A 15,561-nucleotide genomic window follows, 5' to 3' on the forward strand; every position below is an offset into this window, starting at 1 on the left:
CATCTGGTCGATGCGGCGGTTGAGGTTCTCGACCTGCCAGCCCCGACCGTCCTGCACGGCATCGAGCTTTTGGACGCGCATCTCGCGCAGGCGGACCCGATAGGCGACCAACTGCTTTTCCAGTGACGGCGCATCGAAGGTATCCCAGTAATGCGCCTCTTTCACAGCAGGCAGCGCACAGTCAGGATGGTCATGTAGATAGCGATAAAGCCAAGTCGTTCCAGACTTGGTCGCACCGACACCGTAAAGAAGGATTGGGTCAGGCATCAGCCCGCTTTCTCTTCTTTCTTCTTCTCATCGCCGGGCAGGATGTATTCGGCGCCCTCCCATGGCGACATGAAGTCGAACTGGCGGTATTCCTGCACCAGGTTCACCGGCTCGTACACCACCCGCTTGAGCGCCTCGTCGTAGCGCACTTCCGTATAGCCGGTGGTCGGGAAATCCTTGCGCAGCGGATGGCCCCGGAACCCGTAATCGGTCAGGATGCGGCGCAGGTCGGGGTGCCCCTGGAACAGGATGCCGAACATGTCGAACACCTCGCGCTCGAACCATCCGGCCGAGGGGTGGATGGCAGTGACCGAGAGCGCCATGTCATCCTCGCGCAAGCCCACGCGCAGGCGGATGCGCTGGTTCTGGTACATGGACAGCAGGTGATAGACGACGTCGAAGCGCTTGGCGCGACCGGGGTAATCCACTGCGGTGATGTCCACCAGCGTGGAAAACCGGCAGTTGGGGTCGGACTTCAGGAACTCGACCAGCCCGCGGATGTTGGCGGGGGCGACATCCACCGTCAGTTCGCCGTGACTGAGATGCCATTGCAGGACGCAATCGGGGCGCCTTGCCTCGATATGCGTTCCCAGTTCCTTGAGTGCTTCGCTCATCTTCGCCTCTTCCTTCCCGGCGGACCGGTGCGGCCCTTGATCTGCGTGCCCGCGCGGCACGGCCACAGCAGCCGCCCGCGCCTTCAGCGCACGATGGTCCCTGTACGGCGGATCTTGCGCTGCAACTGCATCAGCCCGTACATCAAGGCTTCGGCCGTGGGCGGGCAACCCGGCACGTAGACATCGATCGGCACGATCCGGTCGCAGCCGCGCACCACCGAGTAGCTGTAGTGATAATAGCCGCCGCCATTGGCGCAACTACCCATCGAGATCACGTAGCGCGGTTCGGGCATCTGGTCGTAGACCTTGCGCAGTGCCGGCGCCATCTTGTTGGTCAGGGTGCCCGCCACGATCATCAGGTCGCTCTGGCGCGGGCTGGCGCGCGGCGCGATGCCGTAGCGTTCCATGTCGTAGCGCGGCATCGAGGATTGCATCATCTCTACCGCGCAGCAGGCCAGCCCGAAGGTCATCCAGTGCAGGCTGCCGGTACGCGCCCAGTTGATGATGTCCTCGGTCGAGGTCACCAGAAACCCCTTGTCCTGCAACTCGCGGTTCAGCGACTGCGTCGCGACATCGCGATCCGCGCCGGCGGTATTGCCGGCCGATTGCAACGGGTTGGTGTTCACTCCCATTCCAGCGCCCCTTTCTTCCATTCATAGGCGAAGCCAATGGTCAGAACGGCCAGGAACGCCATCATCGACCAGAACGCGACCATCGAGATGTCCTGGAACGCCACCGCCCACGGGAACAGCATGGCGATTTCCAGATCGAAGATGATGAACAGGATCGACACCAGGTAGAAACGCACGTCGAATTTCATCCGCGCGTCATCGAAGGCGTTGAACCCGCATTCATAGGCCGACACCTTTTCGGGGTCGGGATGACGCACCGCCAGGATCACGGCGGCAAGGATCAGAACGATACCGAGTCCGATGGCAATGCCCAGAAGAACGAGGATGGGCAGGTATTCCCTCAGCATCTCTTCCACGAGCGCCTCCTTTCATGCGCGACGGGCGCGCATCTGGCTGTCTGTACAGGCTGGCACGGGTTTACTCCCGCCCCATGAAAGGGTCAACCGAGCCTCAGTCACATTCATCAAAAGTGATGCGTGGCGCGGCACCCCGGAATTCCCTGTATACGTTGGCACACACGCGACATAGTCCGACACGGCTATGCGGCAATGAGTCCGCGCCACGCGACCAGATCGGGCGCGTGCCCGCGCCCCGAATCGTACCCCGCCTCAGCGGTCGCCACCGCCCTGCCAGCGCGGCTTGCGCTTGTCGAAAAAGGCGGCGATGCCCTCGGGGGCCTCTTCGCCGGCCCAGCAGGCGGCAAGTTCGTCGATGGTGTGGCGCACGATCCTGTCGTCGATTGGCGGGCCCAGATCGCGCAGCAGCGCCTTGGCGCGCGCCACGGCGCCGGGCGCACAGTCCAGATACGGGGCCACCTCGGCCTCGACCGCCGCGTCCAGATCATCGCCCGGCACGGCGCGCGCCAGCAGGCCCAGCTCCACCGCCTCGGCGGCATCGAAACGGCGCCCCGACATGAACACGCGCCGCGCGCGCGCCTCGCCCATGCGGGCGCAGACATAAGGCCCGATCGTCGCCGAGATCAGCCCCAGCCGGGTTTCGGTCAGCGCCATCTGCGCGGTGTCGGCACCGATGGCGACATCGCAGACACTGGCCATGCCGACGCCGCCGCCAAAGGCGTTGCCGTGCACCCGGCCGATCAGCGGTTTGGGCAGGGTGTTGAGCGCCTGCAACATCCATGCCAGCTTGCCCGCTTCCTCGGCGCGCTGCGCGGGCTCGGCGGCCATCTGCGCGCGCATCCAGCCCAAATCGCCACCGGCGCAGAAGGTCTTGCCGCGCGCCGCCAGCACCACCACCCGAACGGCGTCATCGCCGCCCAGATCGTGCGCGGCGCGGGTCAACTCGGCGATCATTTGCGCCGACAGCGCGTTGTGCTTGTCTTCGCGGTCAAGCCACAGGGTCGCCACACCCCGCCGCTCCTGTTCGATGCTGATCGTATCGCCCATCGTCTCCTCCTGGCTGAAAATTTCCTGCAAGGAAATTTCACCGAAATCTTTTCAAGATTTCGGTCCCTCACCGCGCATCCCGCGCGCCATGTCGGCGGCGCGGCTCAGGACCTGCGCGTCCAGCCCGGTATCAAGGCCCAGATCGGCCAGGCGGGCGTGTACCGCTTCGGTGGCCACGTTGCCGGCCGCGCCGGGGGCATAGGGGCAACCGCCCAGGCCGCCCACGGCGGCGTCGAACACCCGCAACCCGCCCGCCAGCGCCGCCTCGATATTGTCCAGCGCCATCCCGCTGGTGTCGTGGAAATGCCCCGCCAGCCGATCCGGCGCGATCACCTCCAGCACCGCGTCGAGCATCGCGTCCACCTGCGCGGGCGTGGCACGACCGACGGTGTCGCCAAGGCTGATCTCGTAGCAGCCCATGGCGTCCAGCTCGGCGGCCACGCGCGCCACCTGCGCGGGGGCCACCGCCCCGTCGTAGGGGCATTCGCACACGCACGAGATATACCCGCGCACCGGCAGCCCCTCACCGCGCGCGGCCTCGGCCACCGGGGCGAAGCGGGCCAGCGACTCGGCGATGCTGGCGTTGATGTTGGCGCGCGAGAACCCTTCCGAGGCCGAGCCGAAGATCGCAACCTCGTCGGCGCGCGCCGCGATTGCACGTTCCAGCCCCTTCATGTTGGGGGTCAGCGCCGCGTAGGACACCCCCGGCGCGCGCGCGATGCCGGCCAGCACCTCGGCCGAATCCGCCATCTGCGGCACCCATTTGGGGCTCACGAAGCTGGCCACCTCGATGCGCGAAAACCCCGCCGCGCTCAGGCAATCGATCAGCGCGATCTTTTCGGCGGCGGGGATGGCGCGCGTTTCGTTTTGCAGCCCGTCGCGGGGGCCGACCTCGAATATCTCGACGCGCTCAGCCATGGCTGCTTTCCTCCCACGGAGGATAAAAGGGCCGCTGGTAGATCAGTTCCGACTGCGCTTCGGGCAGCGCGTCGCGGAACGTGTCGCGTTCGGTGATCGCACCGTACCATTTTTCCAGTTCCGGGAAATCGTCGGTACGGGCAAAGTGGCGCGCCATGTAGACCGCCTGCCCCACCGCGATGTCGCAGGCCGAAAAGCCGCTGGTCAGCAGGTAGTCGCGGTTTTCCACCGGGGTGCTCAGCCGCCCCTCGATCGCGCCGTAGCACTTGCGCAGGCGCGCCGCCTCCAGCTTCATCACCATGGGGCTGCGCATGGCATCGTCATAAAGCATGATGTGCTGCTGGGTCAGGGCCGCGACATGCTGGCTGATGGTTTCGGCGAAATGCAGCCACACCAGCCAGGCCATGCGATCGGGCTCGCCCGGCATCCGGCCCAGGCCGCGCTCGGGGAACCGCTCGCAAAGGTATTCCATCATCGCGCCCGATTCGAACATGCGTTCGCCGTCGATCTCCAGCGCCGGCACGCGGCCGGCGGGCGACAGGCTCAGGTATTCCGGCGCGCGCAACGACTTGTCGAAAGCATGCACCGACAGGCGATACTCCACCTCCAACTCGTTGAGCAGCCACAATACCCGCATCGAGCGGCTCTGCGGGCAATGGTGCAAGGTAATCATCCGGGTTCCTTTCGTTTTCGCGGTAGCGCTCAGGCTGCCGGCGCGTCCTCTGCGGCCAGGCGGATCAGCGCCGCGCCGGCCTCGACCTGTGTGCCCTCGGCCACCAGCACCTCTTCGACCACACCGTCGCGGGCGGCGACAAGGGCATGTTCCATCTTCATCGCCTCCAGCACCGCCAGGCGGTCGCCAGCCGCCACCCGCTGGCCCGGTGCGGCACTCATGCTGCGCACCATTCCCGGCATCGGCGCCTCGATCACGTTGCCGTCGCCATCGGCACCGGCCGCGCGTTCCAGCAGATCGACCCGCTCGAACCGCAGGCCGTAGGCATCGAACACCGTGACCGCGCCCGCCGCTTCGGCGAAGGCGGCGGCAGGGCGACCGTCGAGCACCCACTGGCCGGCCTGGCGGCGCGCGACCACGCGGGTGCCGTCGCCGGTCTCGATCTCGTGGCGATCCGGCCCCATGGCGCGGATCGTCAGGCGTTGCTCGTCGCCGCGATGGCATAACAGCACCCCCCGCGCAAGCGGCTGCCACAGGGTGAACCCGGTGGCCGCATCCTGCGCCGGCCACAGCCCGGTGATCACCAGCGCCGCCTGCGCCCAATGCACGGGCTGCGGCACGGGTTCGGCCACCAGCGCATCGATATCCCGCGCGATCAGCCCGGTATCCACGTCGCCGGCGCTGAACCCCGGGTGCCGCGCCAGCGCGCCGAGAAACGTCAGGTTGGTGACGGTGCCCGCCACCTCGCAGCGCGCCAGCGCCTGCCGCAGCCGCGCCAGCGCGATCGCCCGCGTGGGCCCGTGCACGACAAGCTTGGCGATCATCGGGTCGTAGAACGGGCTGATCGTGTCGCCCGAGCGCACCCCGGTATCGGCCCGAACGTCGCCGGGAAAGGCCAGATGCTCCAGCGTACCGGTGGCGGGCAGGAACCCCTTGGGCACATCCTCGGCGTAGAGCCGCGCCTCGAAGGCATGGCCGGTGATGAGCAGTTCGTGCTGACCCATGGGCAGGCTCTCGCCGCTGGCCACGCGCAACTGCCATTCCACCAGATCGACGCCGGTGATCGCCTCGGTCACCGGGTGTTCGACCTGGAGGCGCGTGTTCATTTCCATGAACCAGAACCGGTCGGGGCGCAGCCCCTCGCTGGCATCGACGATGAACTCCACGGTGCCGGCGCCGCTATAGCCAATCGCCTCGGCCGCGCGCACCGCCGCCTGCCCCATCGCGGCGCGCATTTCCTCGGTCATGCCGGGCGCGGGCGCCTCCTCGATCACCTTCTGATGACGACGCTGGAGCGAGCAGTCGCGCTCGAACAGGTGCACCGCGCGGGCGCCGTCGCCGAACACCTGCACCTCGATGTGGCGCGGCTTGACGATGAACTTCTCCACCAGCACATCGGAATTGCCGAACGCGGTGGCGGCCTCGGACCGCGCCGAGGCCAGCGCCTGCGCGAACTCGCCCGGCGCCTCGACCTGCCGCATGCCCTTGCCGCCGCCGCCCGCGACCGCCTTGATCAGCACCGGGTAGCCGATCTCGCCGGCTTTCTCCGCCAGCAACGCGTCGTCCTGCTCGGCGCCGTGATAGCCGGGAACCACCGGCACGCCGGCCTCCTCCATCAGGGTCTTGGCCGCGTCCTTGAGCCCCATTGCCCGGATGGCATCGGCCGACGGCCCGATGAAGGCCAGACCCGCCGCCGCGACCGCGGCGACGAAATCGGGGTTCTCCGACAGGAACCCGTACCCGGGATGAATCGCCTGCGCGCCGGTGCGCAGCGCCACCTCGATCAACAGATCGCCCTTGAGGTAACTCTCGCTCGGCGGCGGCGGCCCGATCGGCACTGCCTCGTCGGCCATCGCCACATGCCGCGCGCCCGCGTCGGCCTCGGAAAATACCGCCACCGTGCGCACGCCCATGGCGCGTGCCGTCTCGATCACCCGGCAGGCGATCTCGCCGCGATTGGCTATCAGGATCTTGTCGAACATCGGCTTTCTCCAAATGGGCAGGACATACCTTGCTTCATCTTTCCCAAAATACTCCCGCCGGAGGCGTCCACGCCCGCAGCACGCACCGCCCCCGGATCAGGGCGCACCGCCCTATCCGCCGGCCCGGCAGCCCCGGCGGGTGGGCGGGCGGGGCCGGGGCTGCCGGGCCGGCAGGCGCAAGTCACCGCCCCGTCACATCCGGAAGACGCCAAAGCGCGTCTCCTCGATCGGGGCGTTGAGCGCCACCGACAGCGACAGCGACAGCACGTCGCGGCTCTGGCGCGGGTCGATCACGCCGTCGTCCCACAGCCGCGCGCTGGCATAGAGCGGGTGGCTCTGGCGCTCGAACATCTCGACCGTGGGGCGCTTGAAGGCGGCCTCGTCCTCGGCGCTCCAGGCCTCGCCGGCACGCTCCATGGCGTCGCGCTTGACCGTGGCCAGAACGCCCGCCGCCTGTTCGCCGCCCATCACGGAAATCCGCGCATTTGGCCACGACCACATGAAGCGCGGGCTGTAAGCCCTTCCACTCATGCCGTAATTCCCGGCCCCGAACGACCCGCCCACGACCATGGTAACCTTGGGCACCCGCGTCGTCGCCACTGCCGTGACCATCTTGGCGCCGTGGCGCGCGATGCCTTCGTTCTCATACTTCCGTCCGACCATGAAGCCGGTGATGTTCTGCAGAAAGACCAGCGGAATCCTGCGCTGGCTGCACAGTTCGACGAAATGCGCGCCCTTGACCGCGCTTTCGGAAAACAGCACGCCGTTATTGGCCACGATGCCCACCGGGCAGCCCTTGAGATGCGCAAATCCACAGACCAGCGTCTCGCCAAAACGGGGCTTGAACTCGTCGAAATACGAACCGTCCACCAACCGCGCGATCACCTCGCGGATGTCATAGGGCGTGCGCAGATCGGCCGGAACGATACCGGGAATCTCGGCCGGGTCATAGGCGGGCTCCTCGGGCGTGGCCCATTGCACGGTGTCGGGCCGCCCCCGGTTGAGCTGTCCGACCGCGCGACGCGCCAGCGCCAGCGCGTGCGCGTCGTCCTCGGCCAGGTAATCGGCCACCCCCGACAGGCGCGTGTGTACATCGCCGCCGCCCAGGTCCTCGGCGCTGACCACCTCGCCGGTCGCGGCCTTGACCAGCGGCGGCCCGGCAAGAAAGATCGTGCCCTGCTCGCGCACGATGATGGCGACATCCGACATCGCCGGCACATACGCGCCGCCCGCGGTGCAAGACCCCATCACCACCGCGATCTGCGCGATGCCCTTGGCCGACATGTTCGCCTGGTTGTAGAAGATGCGCCCGAAATGGTCGCGGTCGGGGAACACCTCGTCCTGGTTGGGCAGGTTGGCGCCGCCACTGTCCACAAGGTAGATGCAGGGCAGGTGGTTCTGTTCGGCGATCTCCTGCGCGCGCAGGTGTTTCTTGACCGTCATCGGGTAATAGGTGCCGCCCTTCACGGTGGCATCGTTGCACACCACCATCACGTCCTGGCCGTGGACGCGGCCGATTCCGGCGATCAGCCCGGCGCAGGGCGCGGCGCCATCATACATCCCGTGCGCCGCGGTGGCGCCGACCTCCAGGAACGGGCTGCCGGGGTCGAGCAGGTTCGCCACCCGTTCGCGCGGGGGCATCTTGCCGCGGGCGACGTGACGTGCGCGCGCCTTCTCGCCGCCGCCGGCGGCGGCGGCCTCTGCGGCTTGCTCGACCAGGCGCAGCGCCTCGGCATGGCCGGTCATGTTGGCCTGGAACGCCTCTGACGAGGGGATCGCGTTGGATTTCAGCTTCATGTGTGCGTCTCCGTCTCGGCCGCCGCGCGGCGCTTGAGCTCCTTGCGGATCACCTTGCCCGTCACGGTCATGGGCAGGTTGTCCAGAAATTCGATTTCCCTTGGGTAGGAATATCTTGCGAGGTGTTCCTTGACGAAATCGGTCAGCGCGGCGCGGGTTTCATCGGTGCCGGGCGCGTCCGGCTTCAGCACCACGTAGGCCTTGACGATCTCGCCGCGCAGGGGGTCGGGTTTGCCGACCACGCCCACGGTCGCCACCGCCGGGTGGCGCAGCAGGCAATCCTCGATCTCGGCCGGACCGATGCGGTAGCCGGCGGAGCTGATCACGTCGTCCTCGCGCCCGATGAAACGCAGGAAATCGCCCTCCCACACCCCACGGTCGCCGGTCAGCATCCAGTCGCCGCGGAACTTCTCCGCCGTCGCCTCGGGGCGGTTCCAGTATTCCAGCATCATCGACCGCGCGCCGCGCCGGATCGCCACGTCGCCTTCGCCCTGGGCCGGGGCGCCGCCCGCGTCGATCACCCCGATGTCGAACCCCGGCACCGCCCGACCGATGCACCCCGGGCGCGGGGCAAACAGCGCCGCGCAACTGCTGGCCACCATGTTGCATTCGGTCTGGCCGTAGAACTCGTTGATGGTCAGGCCGAACGCCTGCCGCCCCCAGTCGAGCATCTCGGCACCCAGCGGCTCGCCCCCCGACGCGACCGAGCGCAGCCCGGACACGCGCGCATCCGCCGCCTTCAGCATCCGCAACGCCGTTGGCGGGAAAAATATATTGCGAACCGCGCCTTGCTTGACGATCCTCTTGCACTCTTCGGGGCTGAACTTGTCCATCCGGGCGGCCACCACCGGCACGCCTAGGGCCAGCCCCGGCATCAGCACGTCGAACAACCCGCCGATCCAGGCCCAATCGGCCGGGGTCCACAGGCAATCGGCCTCCTGCCCCAGGAAATCATGGCTGATCTCGACCCCCGGCAGATGGCCGGTCAGAACCCGGTGCCCGTGCAGCGCCCCCTTGGGCGCGCCGGTGGTGCCAGAGGTGTAGATCAGCACCGCCGGATCATCCGGCGCCGTCGCCACCGCGGGCAGCGGCGCATCGTCGAGGTGCAGCGCCTCGGGCACCAAGGGCTGCGTGTCGATTCCGGCCAGAAGCTCCACCCCATCGGCGTCGGTCACGACCAGTGCCGCTTGCGCATCATGAACCCGAGACGCCAGCGCATCGTGCATGAAGAGCTTGAACAAGGGTATTGAAATCGCGCCGATTTTCCAGATGGCGATATGCGCGGCGGCGCACCATGCGCCCTGGCTGCGCAACACCCCGACCCGGTCGCCGACCGTCACGCCCCGCGCTGCCAGGTCGCGCGCCAGCCCGTCCGCCATGCGCCGCAGCCCGGCATAGCCGAGCACCTGCCGCTCGCCACCCGTCAGGTCGATGATCGCGGTCCTGTCGGGCGCCCGCGCCGCCCAGTCGTCGCAGACCTGCGTGGCCATGTTCAGCCGCGCCGGCAGCGGCGCCGCGACGCGGGCGCGCAAGGTTTCCATCGCCTGGGCCGGGCTCAGCATGAACGCCCCCCGCCATCGCCATGTGGCGCCGCACCGTCGCAGCCCGCCGCCATGGGGCGCCGCCGCCGTGCGAAGCGCCCTTCTTGATGCCGCTTGGGCGGGGGGATATGTGCGCGGCGCAAGCGCATCGCTTAGCTGCGATACTCGGGGTTGGCGTAGTCGAACCGGCACCCTGCGCCCCAGGCATTGCGGTCGTTGCCGTGGTTGGAATAGCCCCCGGCATCCTTGAGCATCCGGGCCAGGTGCATCAGGTTCCAGGTCATGATGGTGGTATTGCGCTGGGTGAACTCATTGTCGAACCCCGCCGGGCGACCATCGACCTCATCGCCATAGGACGGCCCCGGCCCCGCCTCGCCGATCCAGCCGCAATCGGCCTGCGGCGGGATCGTGTAGCCCAGATGCGACAGCGCATAGCCGATCGTCATCGCGGCGTGTTTCACGCCATCCTCGTTGCCGGTGATCACGCTGCCCGCGACCTTGCCGTAATAGATCGACTGGCCGCGGTCGTTGAGAAGCCCCGACATGCCGTAAAGCCGTTCGATCAGAACCCGGCAGACGCTGCTTTCCTCGCCCAGCCACAGCGGCGTGCCCACCACCAGGATGTCGGCGGCCTTCACACGCTCCCACAGCGCGGGCCAGTCGTCGGTCTCCCAGCCATGTTCGGTCATGTCGGGGTAGACGCCGGGCGGCACCTGGTGTGACAACATGTGCAACTGGTCCACCGCAATGCCGTTCTTTTCCATGATGGTGGCCGAGACGTCCATCAACAGGCGGGTGTGGCTTTCACCGGGCGCGCGCTTGAGCGAGGTATTGATGAACAGTGCCTTGAGGTCACTGAAATCCTGCGTGTTCTCGCGACACAGCGCGTCCTGTCGCGTCGTCAGTGGCATGGCTTGTCCTTTCGGGGTTTGACTGCGGCGAGCATAGCAGCCTTCACCGCATCGCGTTCATCAATTCGCGGCCCACCAGCATGCGGCGGATCTCGGACGTGCCGGCGCCGATTTCCATCAGCTTGGCATCGCGGAACATGCGCGCCACCGGGGCATCGGCCAGGAAACCCGCGCCGCCCATGGCCTGCACCGCCTGGTGAGAGACCTTCATCGCCTCTTCCGAGGCATAGAGGACACACGCCGCCGCGTCGGCTCGCGTGACCTCGCCCCGGTCACAGGACTTGGCCACCTCGTAGACATAGGCCCGCGCCGAATTCATCGCCGTGTACATGTCGGCGATCTTGCCCTGCATCAGTTGGAAATCCCCGATGCTCTGGCCGAATTGCTTGCGCTCGACCATGTAGGGCATGACCTCGTCCAGGCAGGCGGCCATGATGCCGGTGCCAATGCCCGACAGCACCACGCGCTCGTAGTCCAGCCCCGACATCAGCACCCGCACGCCGCGGCCTTCCTCGCCCAGCACGTTGTCGAAGGGCACCTCGCAATCGTCGAAGATCAGCTCGGCGGTGTTGGAGCCGCGCATGCCCAGCTTGTCAAAATGGGCCGAAGTGGAAAACCCCTTCATGTCCTTCTCGATCAGGAAGGCGGTGATGCCCCTGGTCCCCGCTTCCGGGTCGGTCTTGGCGTAGACGACCAGCGTGTCGGCGTCGGGGCCGTTGGTGATCCAGTACTTGCTGCCGTTGAGCACGTAATACCCGTTACGCTTTTCGGCGCGCAGTTTCATGCCGACCACATCGCTGCCGGCGCCCGCCTCGCTCATCGCCAGCGCGCCGACATTCTCGCCCGAGATCAGCCCCGGCAGGTACTTTTGCTTTTGTTCTTCGCTGCCGTTGAGCTTGATTTGGTTCACGCACAGGTTGGAGTGCGCGCCATAGCTGAGCGACACGCTGGCGCTGGCGCGGGCGATTTCCTCGACCGCGACGACATGCGCCAGGTAGGACATGCCCGACCCGCCGTAATCGTCATCCACGGTGATGCCCAGCAGACCCAGTGCGCCCATCTCGGTCCACAGGTCGTTGGGGAACGCGTTGGTGCTGTCGATCTCGGCCGCCATCGGCTTGATCCGCTCCTGCGCGAACCGGTGCACCATCTCGCGCAGGGCGTTCACGTCCTCGCCCAAATCGAATTTCATCGTGGCATTGAACACGGCGCCGTTCCTTCCGCAGTTATTGAACGCTTGTTCATTAAATGACACCAAAACCCGAGTCGGGTCAAGCGCTCCCTGCATCGCGGCGCGACGGGGCCGCCATTGCGGCCCCGCACCCGGCCCCCGAAGGGCGCCCGCCCGGCTCAGAGCGTCGCGTTCACCGCGCCGCCGTCCAGCAGGATGTTCTGCCCGACGATGAAGCCGGCGTGCTGCGACGCGAGGAAGGCGCACATGGCGCCGAACTCGCCCGGCGTGCCGTAGCGCCCGGCGGGAATGGTTGCACAGCGCTGCGCCTTCGCCTCTTGCATGGTGATCCCTTCGCGTTCGGCCACGCCGGTATCCAGCGCCTCGGCACGGGCGGTGTCGTGGATGCCGGGCAGCAGGTTGTTGATGACCACGCCGCTGCCGGCCACCTGCCGCGAGGTGCCCGCGACATAGCCCGTCAGCCCCGCGCGGGCGCTGTTGGACAGGCCCAGCACCGCGATCGGCGACTTGACGCTTTGCGAGGTGATGTTGACCACCCGGCCCCAGCCGCGCTCCATCATGCCCGGCACCAGCGCCTTGATCAGGGCGATCGGCGCCAGCATGTTGGCGTCCAGCGCCTTGATGAAATCCTCGCGCTCCCAGTCCGTCCACATGCCCGGCGGCGGGCCGCCGGCATTGTTGACAAGGATGTCCACCGTGCCGGCGACTTCCAGCACCTGCGCGCGCCCGTCCTCGGTGGTGATGTCGGCGGCGACTGTTTCGACCTCGACGCCGTGGGCGGCGCGAATTTCCGCAGCCGCGTCTTCCAGCGCCTGCGCGCCGCGCGCGTTCATCACCAGATCGACGCCGGCCTCGGCCAGCGCCTCGGCACAGCCCCGGCCCAGCCCCTTGCTCGAGGCGCACACCAGCGCCCGCTTGCCTGCAATTCCCAAATCCATCGCACATCTCCCATTTTGGTTGCTTCCACGCGAATGCCTACCGCGCCCGCCACCGCGATTCCAGCAAATCACCCCGCCGATGACCCGTTGATGACACATTCTCGCGCCACGCTACTTGTAACGCGCGGTGAATGCGCACACTAAGTCACACAGGCCAGCAATGAATTTGATGATGTCGCACCCCACCAAGGAAGCCGCCAGCAGTTCCGCCTTCTCGGTACCCGTTTACCGGGCCGCGGACCTGCGCGTGAGCGATGGCGCCAACCTGGGGGACATCCTGACGCTTGCCGACGACATCGTGCTCAACGACATCTACACGCTGCTGGACAATGCCGCGCCGGTGCGGCTGGGGCTCAACGCCGATCCCGATGGCGCCCTGCACGTGGCCGCCAATACCGAAACCGACATGCCCGGCACCGAGGTGCTGGTCGACAGTTGCCTGACGTTGATGTCGCCCGACGGGCAGACCGCCGAGTTGCTGCTTCTGGCCATACACGACGCGGCCGGCCGGCCCACCGCGGTGAATGCGCTGCCGCTGTCACCGCTGCACCCGCGCACCGATTACGCTGTGGTTCGCATCGACACCACCGGCGCACGCGCCAAGCTGGCCGAGATCGCCTGCGTATCCTTCGCGCGCGGCACGCATATCACGCTGGCCTCGGGCGCGCAGACCCCGATCGAGGAACTGCGCGTCGGCGACCGGGTTCTGACCCGCGATGACGGCATCCAGCCGATCCGCTGGATCGGCCAGTCGACGGTGCGCGCGGTCGGCGAATATGCCCCCATTCTGATCACCGCGGGGGCACTCAACAACACCCGCGATCTGGTGTTGAGCCCCGAACACCGCCTCTTCATCTACCAGCGCGCAGACGCGGTTGGCGCCGGGCGAGCCGAGGTTCTGGTGCGCGCGCGCCACCTCGTCAACGGCACCAGCGTGGTTCGGCGCGGCGGCGGCTTCGTGGACTACTTCCAGATCCTCTTCGACGCGCACCAGATAATCTATGCCGAGGGCATCGCCGCCGAGACACTGCTGCTGAGCCCGCGCACGCGCCCTGCCCTGCCCGAGGAAGTCAGCCGCGAGATCGCCGGCATATCGCCGGGCCACGACGCGCGTCCGCATCTGGGCTTCGAAGTGGGTGAAAGCCTGCTGGGCGATCACCCTGACGCCGCCGAGATCCTGCGCCGCGCCTCGATGTGCTGAGTCCGCGGCATTGGCCGCGACGAGCAGCGCCCGCGACGGCGAAAGCGGAAATATCCACCCTACATCACAAAACGACAACAATGAGCGCCATTTCTAGGTAAATACCAAAATTTATATTGATTATTGACAACTTCGAAAGCATCGGGCCGCGTCGCCAACCAGTATCAGGCTTCACTCCCCCTGTGCCAGCCAGTCGCGGAAGCGGCGCGCGCGCAGGTCCTGCGTGTTGGCGTACCACGCCGCGTCGCGCACCAAGGCCCGCGTCCCGTGTTGCGGCGCGTTCGGCAGGTGGGCGCGCATCGGCACGCCGCTTTGCGGGTTCGACCCGATCCGCGCGAAGGCCGAGGGCCACGACCGATACCTGAGAGAGACGCGCCCACGCGGCGCGCTCACCGTGGGCGACATCTGGACCGCCTATATAGACCACCTTGGCCGCAAGCCGACCGCCAAGACGATGGGCTACACGGGCCGCGCGATCCTGCCGCATTTCGGCGCCCTGCGCCCCGACCAGATCACCACGGACGACTGCCGGAGCTACCTTGCCGACCGGCTCAAGGCGAGCCGCAAGATCGGGTCCGTCCACACCGAGCTCGGCCACCTGCGCAGCGCGATGAAATGGGCCGCCAAGCAGGGCGTCATAGGCCGGGCGCCGCATATCGAGCTGCCACCCAAGCCGGACAGCGACGTGCAGCCTCTCAGCGACGCCCAGGTGCGCGCGCTGATCGATGGCTGCGCGGCGCCGCAGTTCGGGTGGCCGTGATCCTGCTGCTGGCCACGGGGGCGCGCGTCGGAGCCGTACTGGACCTGACATGGGATCGGGTGGACTTTGACCGCGGGGTGATCGACCTGCGCCTGACGGATGGTCTTACGCGCAAGGGGCGGGCCGTGGTGCCGATGAACCGCATGGCACGGGCGGCGCTCGAATCCGCCTATCCGGCCAGGCTGACCGATCATGTCGTGGAATGGGGAGGGAAAAGGGTGCGCTCGATCCGCAAGGGATACAGCGCGGCGTTGGAACGCGCGAGGATGCAGGGCGTCAGCATACACCAGATCAGGCACTCGGTCGCCGTGAGGATGCTGGCGGCCGGCCAGAGCATCGAGGCCGTGGCGCAGTATCTCGGGCACTCGAATACCGCGATCACCTACCGGACCTATGCCCGGTTCTTGCCGGAGCATCTGTCCGACGCGGCCGAAATTTTGAACTTCGATGATGTAAGGCGCGCAAAATGATTCGAGACCAGGACGGGTAATGCTCGGGCATGATGGTGCGGCGAGAGGGACTCGAACCCCCGACATGCACGGTGTAAACGTGCCGCTCTACCAACTGAGCTATCGCCGCCCTCAGTTCACTGAACCTAGGCACCACTTCGCAAAATCCATGCAACTATTTGAGCGCAAAGGACTTTACTTGTGTTCAAGGGGGATTGGCTTGTTCGGTGTAAACGAAGCGCTCTACCAACTGAGCTAATCACCCTCGCGGCATGCCTTAGCC

General features: G+C 67.0%; 15 protein-coding genes, 1 tRNA gene and 1 pseudogene. 3 read left to right on the plus strand and 14 right to left on the minus strand.

All coding sequences use genetic code 11. The features are described 5' to 3' along the window. The 13 genes and pseudogenes from Q0L89_RS11065 to Q0L89_RS11125 all read right to left on the minus strand — a co-directional run. Positions 1-267: pseudogene (locus Q0L89_RS11065) on the minus strand (sulfotransferase); the annotation flags it as partial. Beyond that, positions 267-881, minus strand: a complete 615-nt coding sequence (locus tag Q0L89_RS11070; RefSeq protein WP_296764995.1) for an NADH-quinone oxidoreductase subunit C — start codon at positions 879-881, stop codon at positions 267-269. The pseudogene Q0L89_RS11065 and the gene Q0L89_RS11070, both read right to left, overlap by 1 nt. Before the next feature lie 83 nt (positions 882-964). Next, entirely contained in the window at positions 965-1,513 is a 549-nt protein-coding gene (locus Q0L89_RS11075) for an NADH-quinone oxidoreductase subunit B family protein (protein ID WP_296764998.1), read from the minus strand. After that, positions 1,504-1,869 (minus strand): NADH-quinone oxidoreductase subunit A, encoded by a 366-nt coding sequence (locus tag Q0L89_RS11080; protein WP_296765000.1) that lies wholly within the window; start codon positions 1,867-1,869, stop codon positions 1,504-1,506. Before Q0L89_RS11080 ends, Q0L89_RS11075 begins: the two co-directional genes overlap by 10 nt. Positions 1,870-2,121: 252 nt before the next feature. After that, positions 2,122-2,916 carry a crotonase/enoyl-CoA hydratase family protein gene (locus tag Q0L89_RS11085; protein ID WP_296765002.1) on the minus strand — a complete coding sequence of 265 codons (795 nt, stop codon included), beginning with the start codon at positions 2,914-2,916 and terminating at the stop codon, positions 2,122-2,124. Between the two features lie 51 nt (positions 2,917-2,967). After that, positions 2,968-3,834, minus strand: coding sequence for a hydroxymethylglutaryl-CoA lyase (locus tag Q0L89_RS11090; RefSeq protein ID WP_296765004.1), 867 nt, complete (start codon positions 3,832-3,834; stop codon positions 2,968-2,970). After that, on the minus strand, positions 3,827-4,507 hold the full coding sequence (locus Q0L89_RS11095) for a glutathione S-transferase family protein (protein ID WP_296765007.1): 681 nt from the start codon (positions 4,505-4,507) through the stop codon (positions 3,827-3,829). Before Q0L89_RS11095 ends, Q0L89_RS11090 begins: the two co-directional genes overlap by 8 nt. Before the next feature lie 29 nt (positions 4,508-4,536). Next, positions 4,537-6,489: an acetyl/propionyl/methylcrotonyl-CoA carboxylase subunit alpha gene (locus Q0L89_RS11100; protein ID WP_296765008.1), complete on the minus strand. Its 1,953-nt coding sequence runs from the start codon at positions 6,487-6,489 to the stop codon at positions 4,537-4,539. 192 nt (positions 6,490-6,681) lie between these two features. Further along, on the minus strand, positions 6,682-8,286 hold the full coding sequence (locus Q0L89_RS11105) for a carboxyl transferase domain-containing protein (RefSeq protein ID WP_296765010.1): 1,605 nt from the start codon (positions 8,284-8,286) through the stop codon (positions 6,682-6,684). Continuing rightward, positions 8,283-9,848 (minus strand): AMP-binding protein, encoded by a 1,566-nt coding sequence (locus Q0L89_RS11110; protein WP_296765013.1) that lies wholly within the window; start codon positions 9,846-9,848, stop codon positions 8,283-8,285. The genes Q0L89_RS11105 and Q0L89_RS11110 overlap by 4 nt, the downstream gene beginning before the upstream one ends. A gap of 131 nt (positions 9,849-9,979) precedes the next feature. Beyond that, on the minus strand, positions 9,980-10,738 hold the full coding sequence (locus Q0L89_RS11115) for an NAD(P)H-dependent oxidoreductase (protein ID WP_296765015.1): 759 nt from the start codon (positions 10,736-10,738) through the stop codon (positions 9,980-9,982). A gap of 43 nt (positions 10,739-10,781) precedes the next feature. Next, positions 10,782-11,945, minus strand: coding sequence for an isovaleryl-CoA dehydrogenase (locus Q0L89_RS11120; RefSeq protein WP_296765017.1), 1,164 nt, complete (start codon positions 11,943-11,945; stop codon positions 10,782-10,784). A 143-nt stretch (positions 11,946-12,088) separates the two neighbouring features. Further along, positions 12,089-12,868 carry an SDR family oxidoreductase gene (locus tag Q0L89_RS11125; protein WP_296765018.1) on the minus strand — a complete coding sequence of 260 codons (780 nt, stop codon included), beginning with the start codon at positions 12,866-12,868 and terminating at the stop codon, positions 12,089-12,091. Positions 12,869-13,037: 169 nt separating this feature from the next. On the opposite strand from Q0L89_RS11125, the gene Q0L89_RS11130 reads away from it, so the two are divergent. From Q0L89_RS11130 to Q0L89_RS11140, 3 genes are all read left to right on the plus strand, one after another. Continuing rightward, entirely contained in the window at positions 13,038-14,069 is a 1,032-nt protein-coding gene (locus Q0L89_RS11130; RefSeq protein ID WP_296765025.1) for a Hint domain-containing protein, read from the plus strand. A 226-nt stretch (positions 14,070-14,295) separates the two neighbouring features. Further along, positions 14,296-14,829 (plus strand): hypothetical protein, encoded by a 534-nt coding sequence (locus Q0L89_RS11135; RefSeq protein ID WP_296765021.1) that lies wholly within the window; start codon positions 14,296-14,298, stop codon positions 14,827-14,829. Then, positions 14,820-15,299 (plus strand): site-specific integrase, encoded by a 480-nt coding sequence (locus tag Q0L89_RS11140; protein ID WP_296765023.1) that lies wholly within the window; start codon positions 14,820-14,822, stop codon positions 15,297-15,299. Before Q0L89_RS11135 ends, Q0L89_RS11140 begins: the two co-directional genes overlap by 10 nt. A gap of 33 nt (positions 15,300-15,332) precedes the next feature. Here the strand turns inward: Q0L89_RS11140 and Q0L89_RS11145 are convergent. Next, positions 15,333-15,408, minus strand: a tRNA-Val gene (locus tag Q0L89_RS11145). Positions 15,409-15,561: the final 153 nt, after the last annotated feature.

The sequence above is a fragment of the Sediminimonas sp. genome (assembly GCF_024637375.1).
In the GTDB taxonomy this organism is placed as follows: domain Bacteria; phylum Pseudomonadota; class Alphaproteobacteria; order Rhodobacterales; family Rhodobacteraceae; genus Sediminimonas.

Excerpts from the sequence above, each read along its gene's own strand:
- Q0L89_RS11125 (WP_296765018.1), bottom strand. The coding sequence starts at position 12,868 with ATGGATTTGGGAATTGCAGGCAAGCGGGCGCTGGTGTGCGCCTCGAGC.
- Q0L89_RS11085 (WP_296765002.1), bottom strand. The coding sequence starts at position 2,916 with ATGGGCGATACGATCAGCATCGAACAGGAGCGGCGGGGTGTGGCGACC.
- Q0L89_RS11100 (WP_296765008.1), bottom strand. The coding sequence starts at position 6,489 with ATGTTCGACAAGATCCTGATAGCCAATCGCGGCGAGATCGCCTGCCGG.
- Q0L89_RS11070 (WP_296764995.1), bottom strand. The coding sequence starts at position 881 with ATGAGCGAAGCACTCAAGGAACTGGGAACGCATATCGAGGCAAGGCGC.
- Q0L89_RS11105 (WP_296765010.1), bottom strand. The coding sequence starts at position 8,286 with ATGAAGCTGAAATCCAACGCGATCCCCTCGTCAGAGGCGTTCCAGGCC.
- Q0L89_RS11075 (WP_296764998.1), bottom strand. The coding sequence starts at position 1,513 with ATGGGAGTGAACACCAACCCGTTGCAATCGGCCGGCAATACCGCCGGC.
- Q0L89_RS11130 (WP_296765025.1), top strand. The coding sequence starts at position 13,038 with ATGATGTCGCACCCCACCAAGGAAGCCGCCAGCAGTTCCGCCTTCTCG.
- Q0L89_RS11090 (WP_296765004.1), bottom strand. The coding sequence starts at position 3,834 with ATGGCTGAGCGCGTCGAGATATTCGAGGTCGGCCCCCGCGACGGGCTG.
- Q0L89_RS11115 (WP_296765015.1), bottom strand. The coding sequence starts at position 10,738 with ATGCCACTGACGACGCGACAGGACGCGCTGTGTCGCGAGAACACGCAG.
- Q0L89_RS11110 (WP_296765013.1), bottom strand. The coding sequence starts at position 9,848 with ATGCTGAGCCCGGCCCAGGCGATGGAAACCTTGCGCGCCCGCGTCGCG.
- Q0L89_RS11095 (WP_296765007.1), bottom strand. The coding sequence starts at position 4,507 with ATGATTACCTTGCACCATTGCCCGCAGAGCCGCTCGATGCGGGTATTG.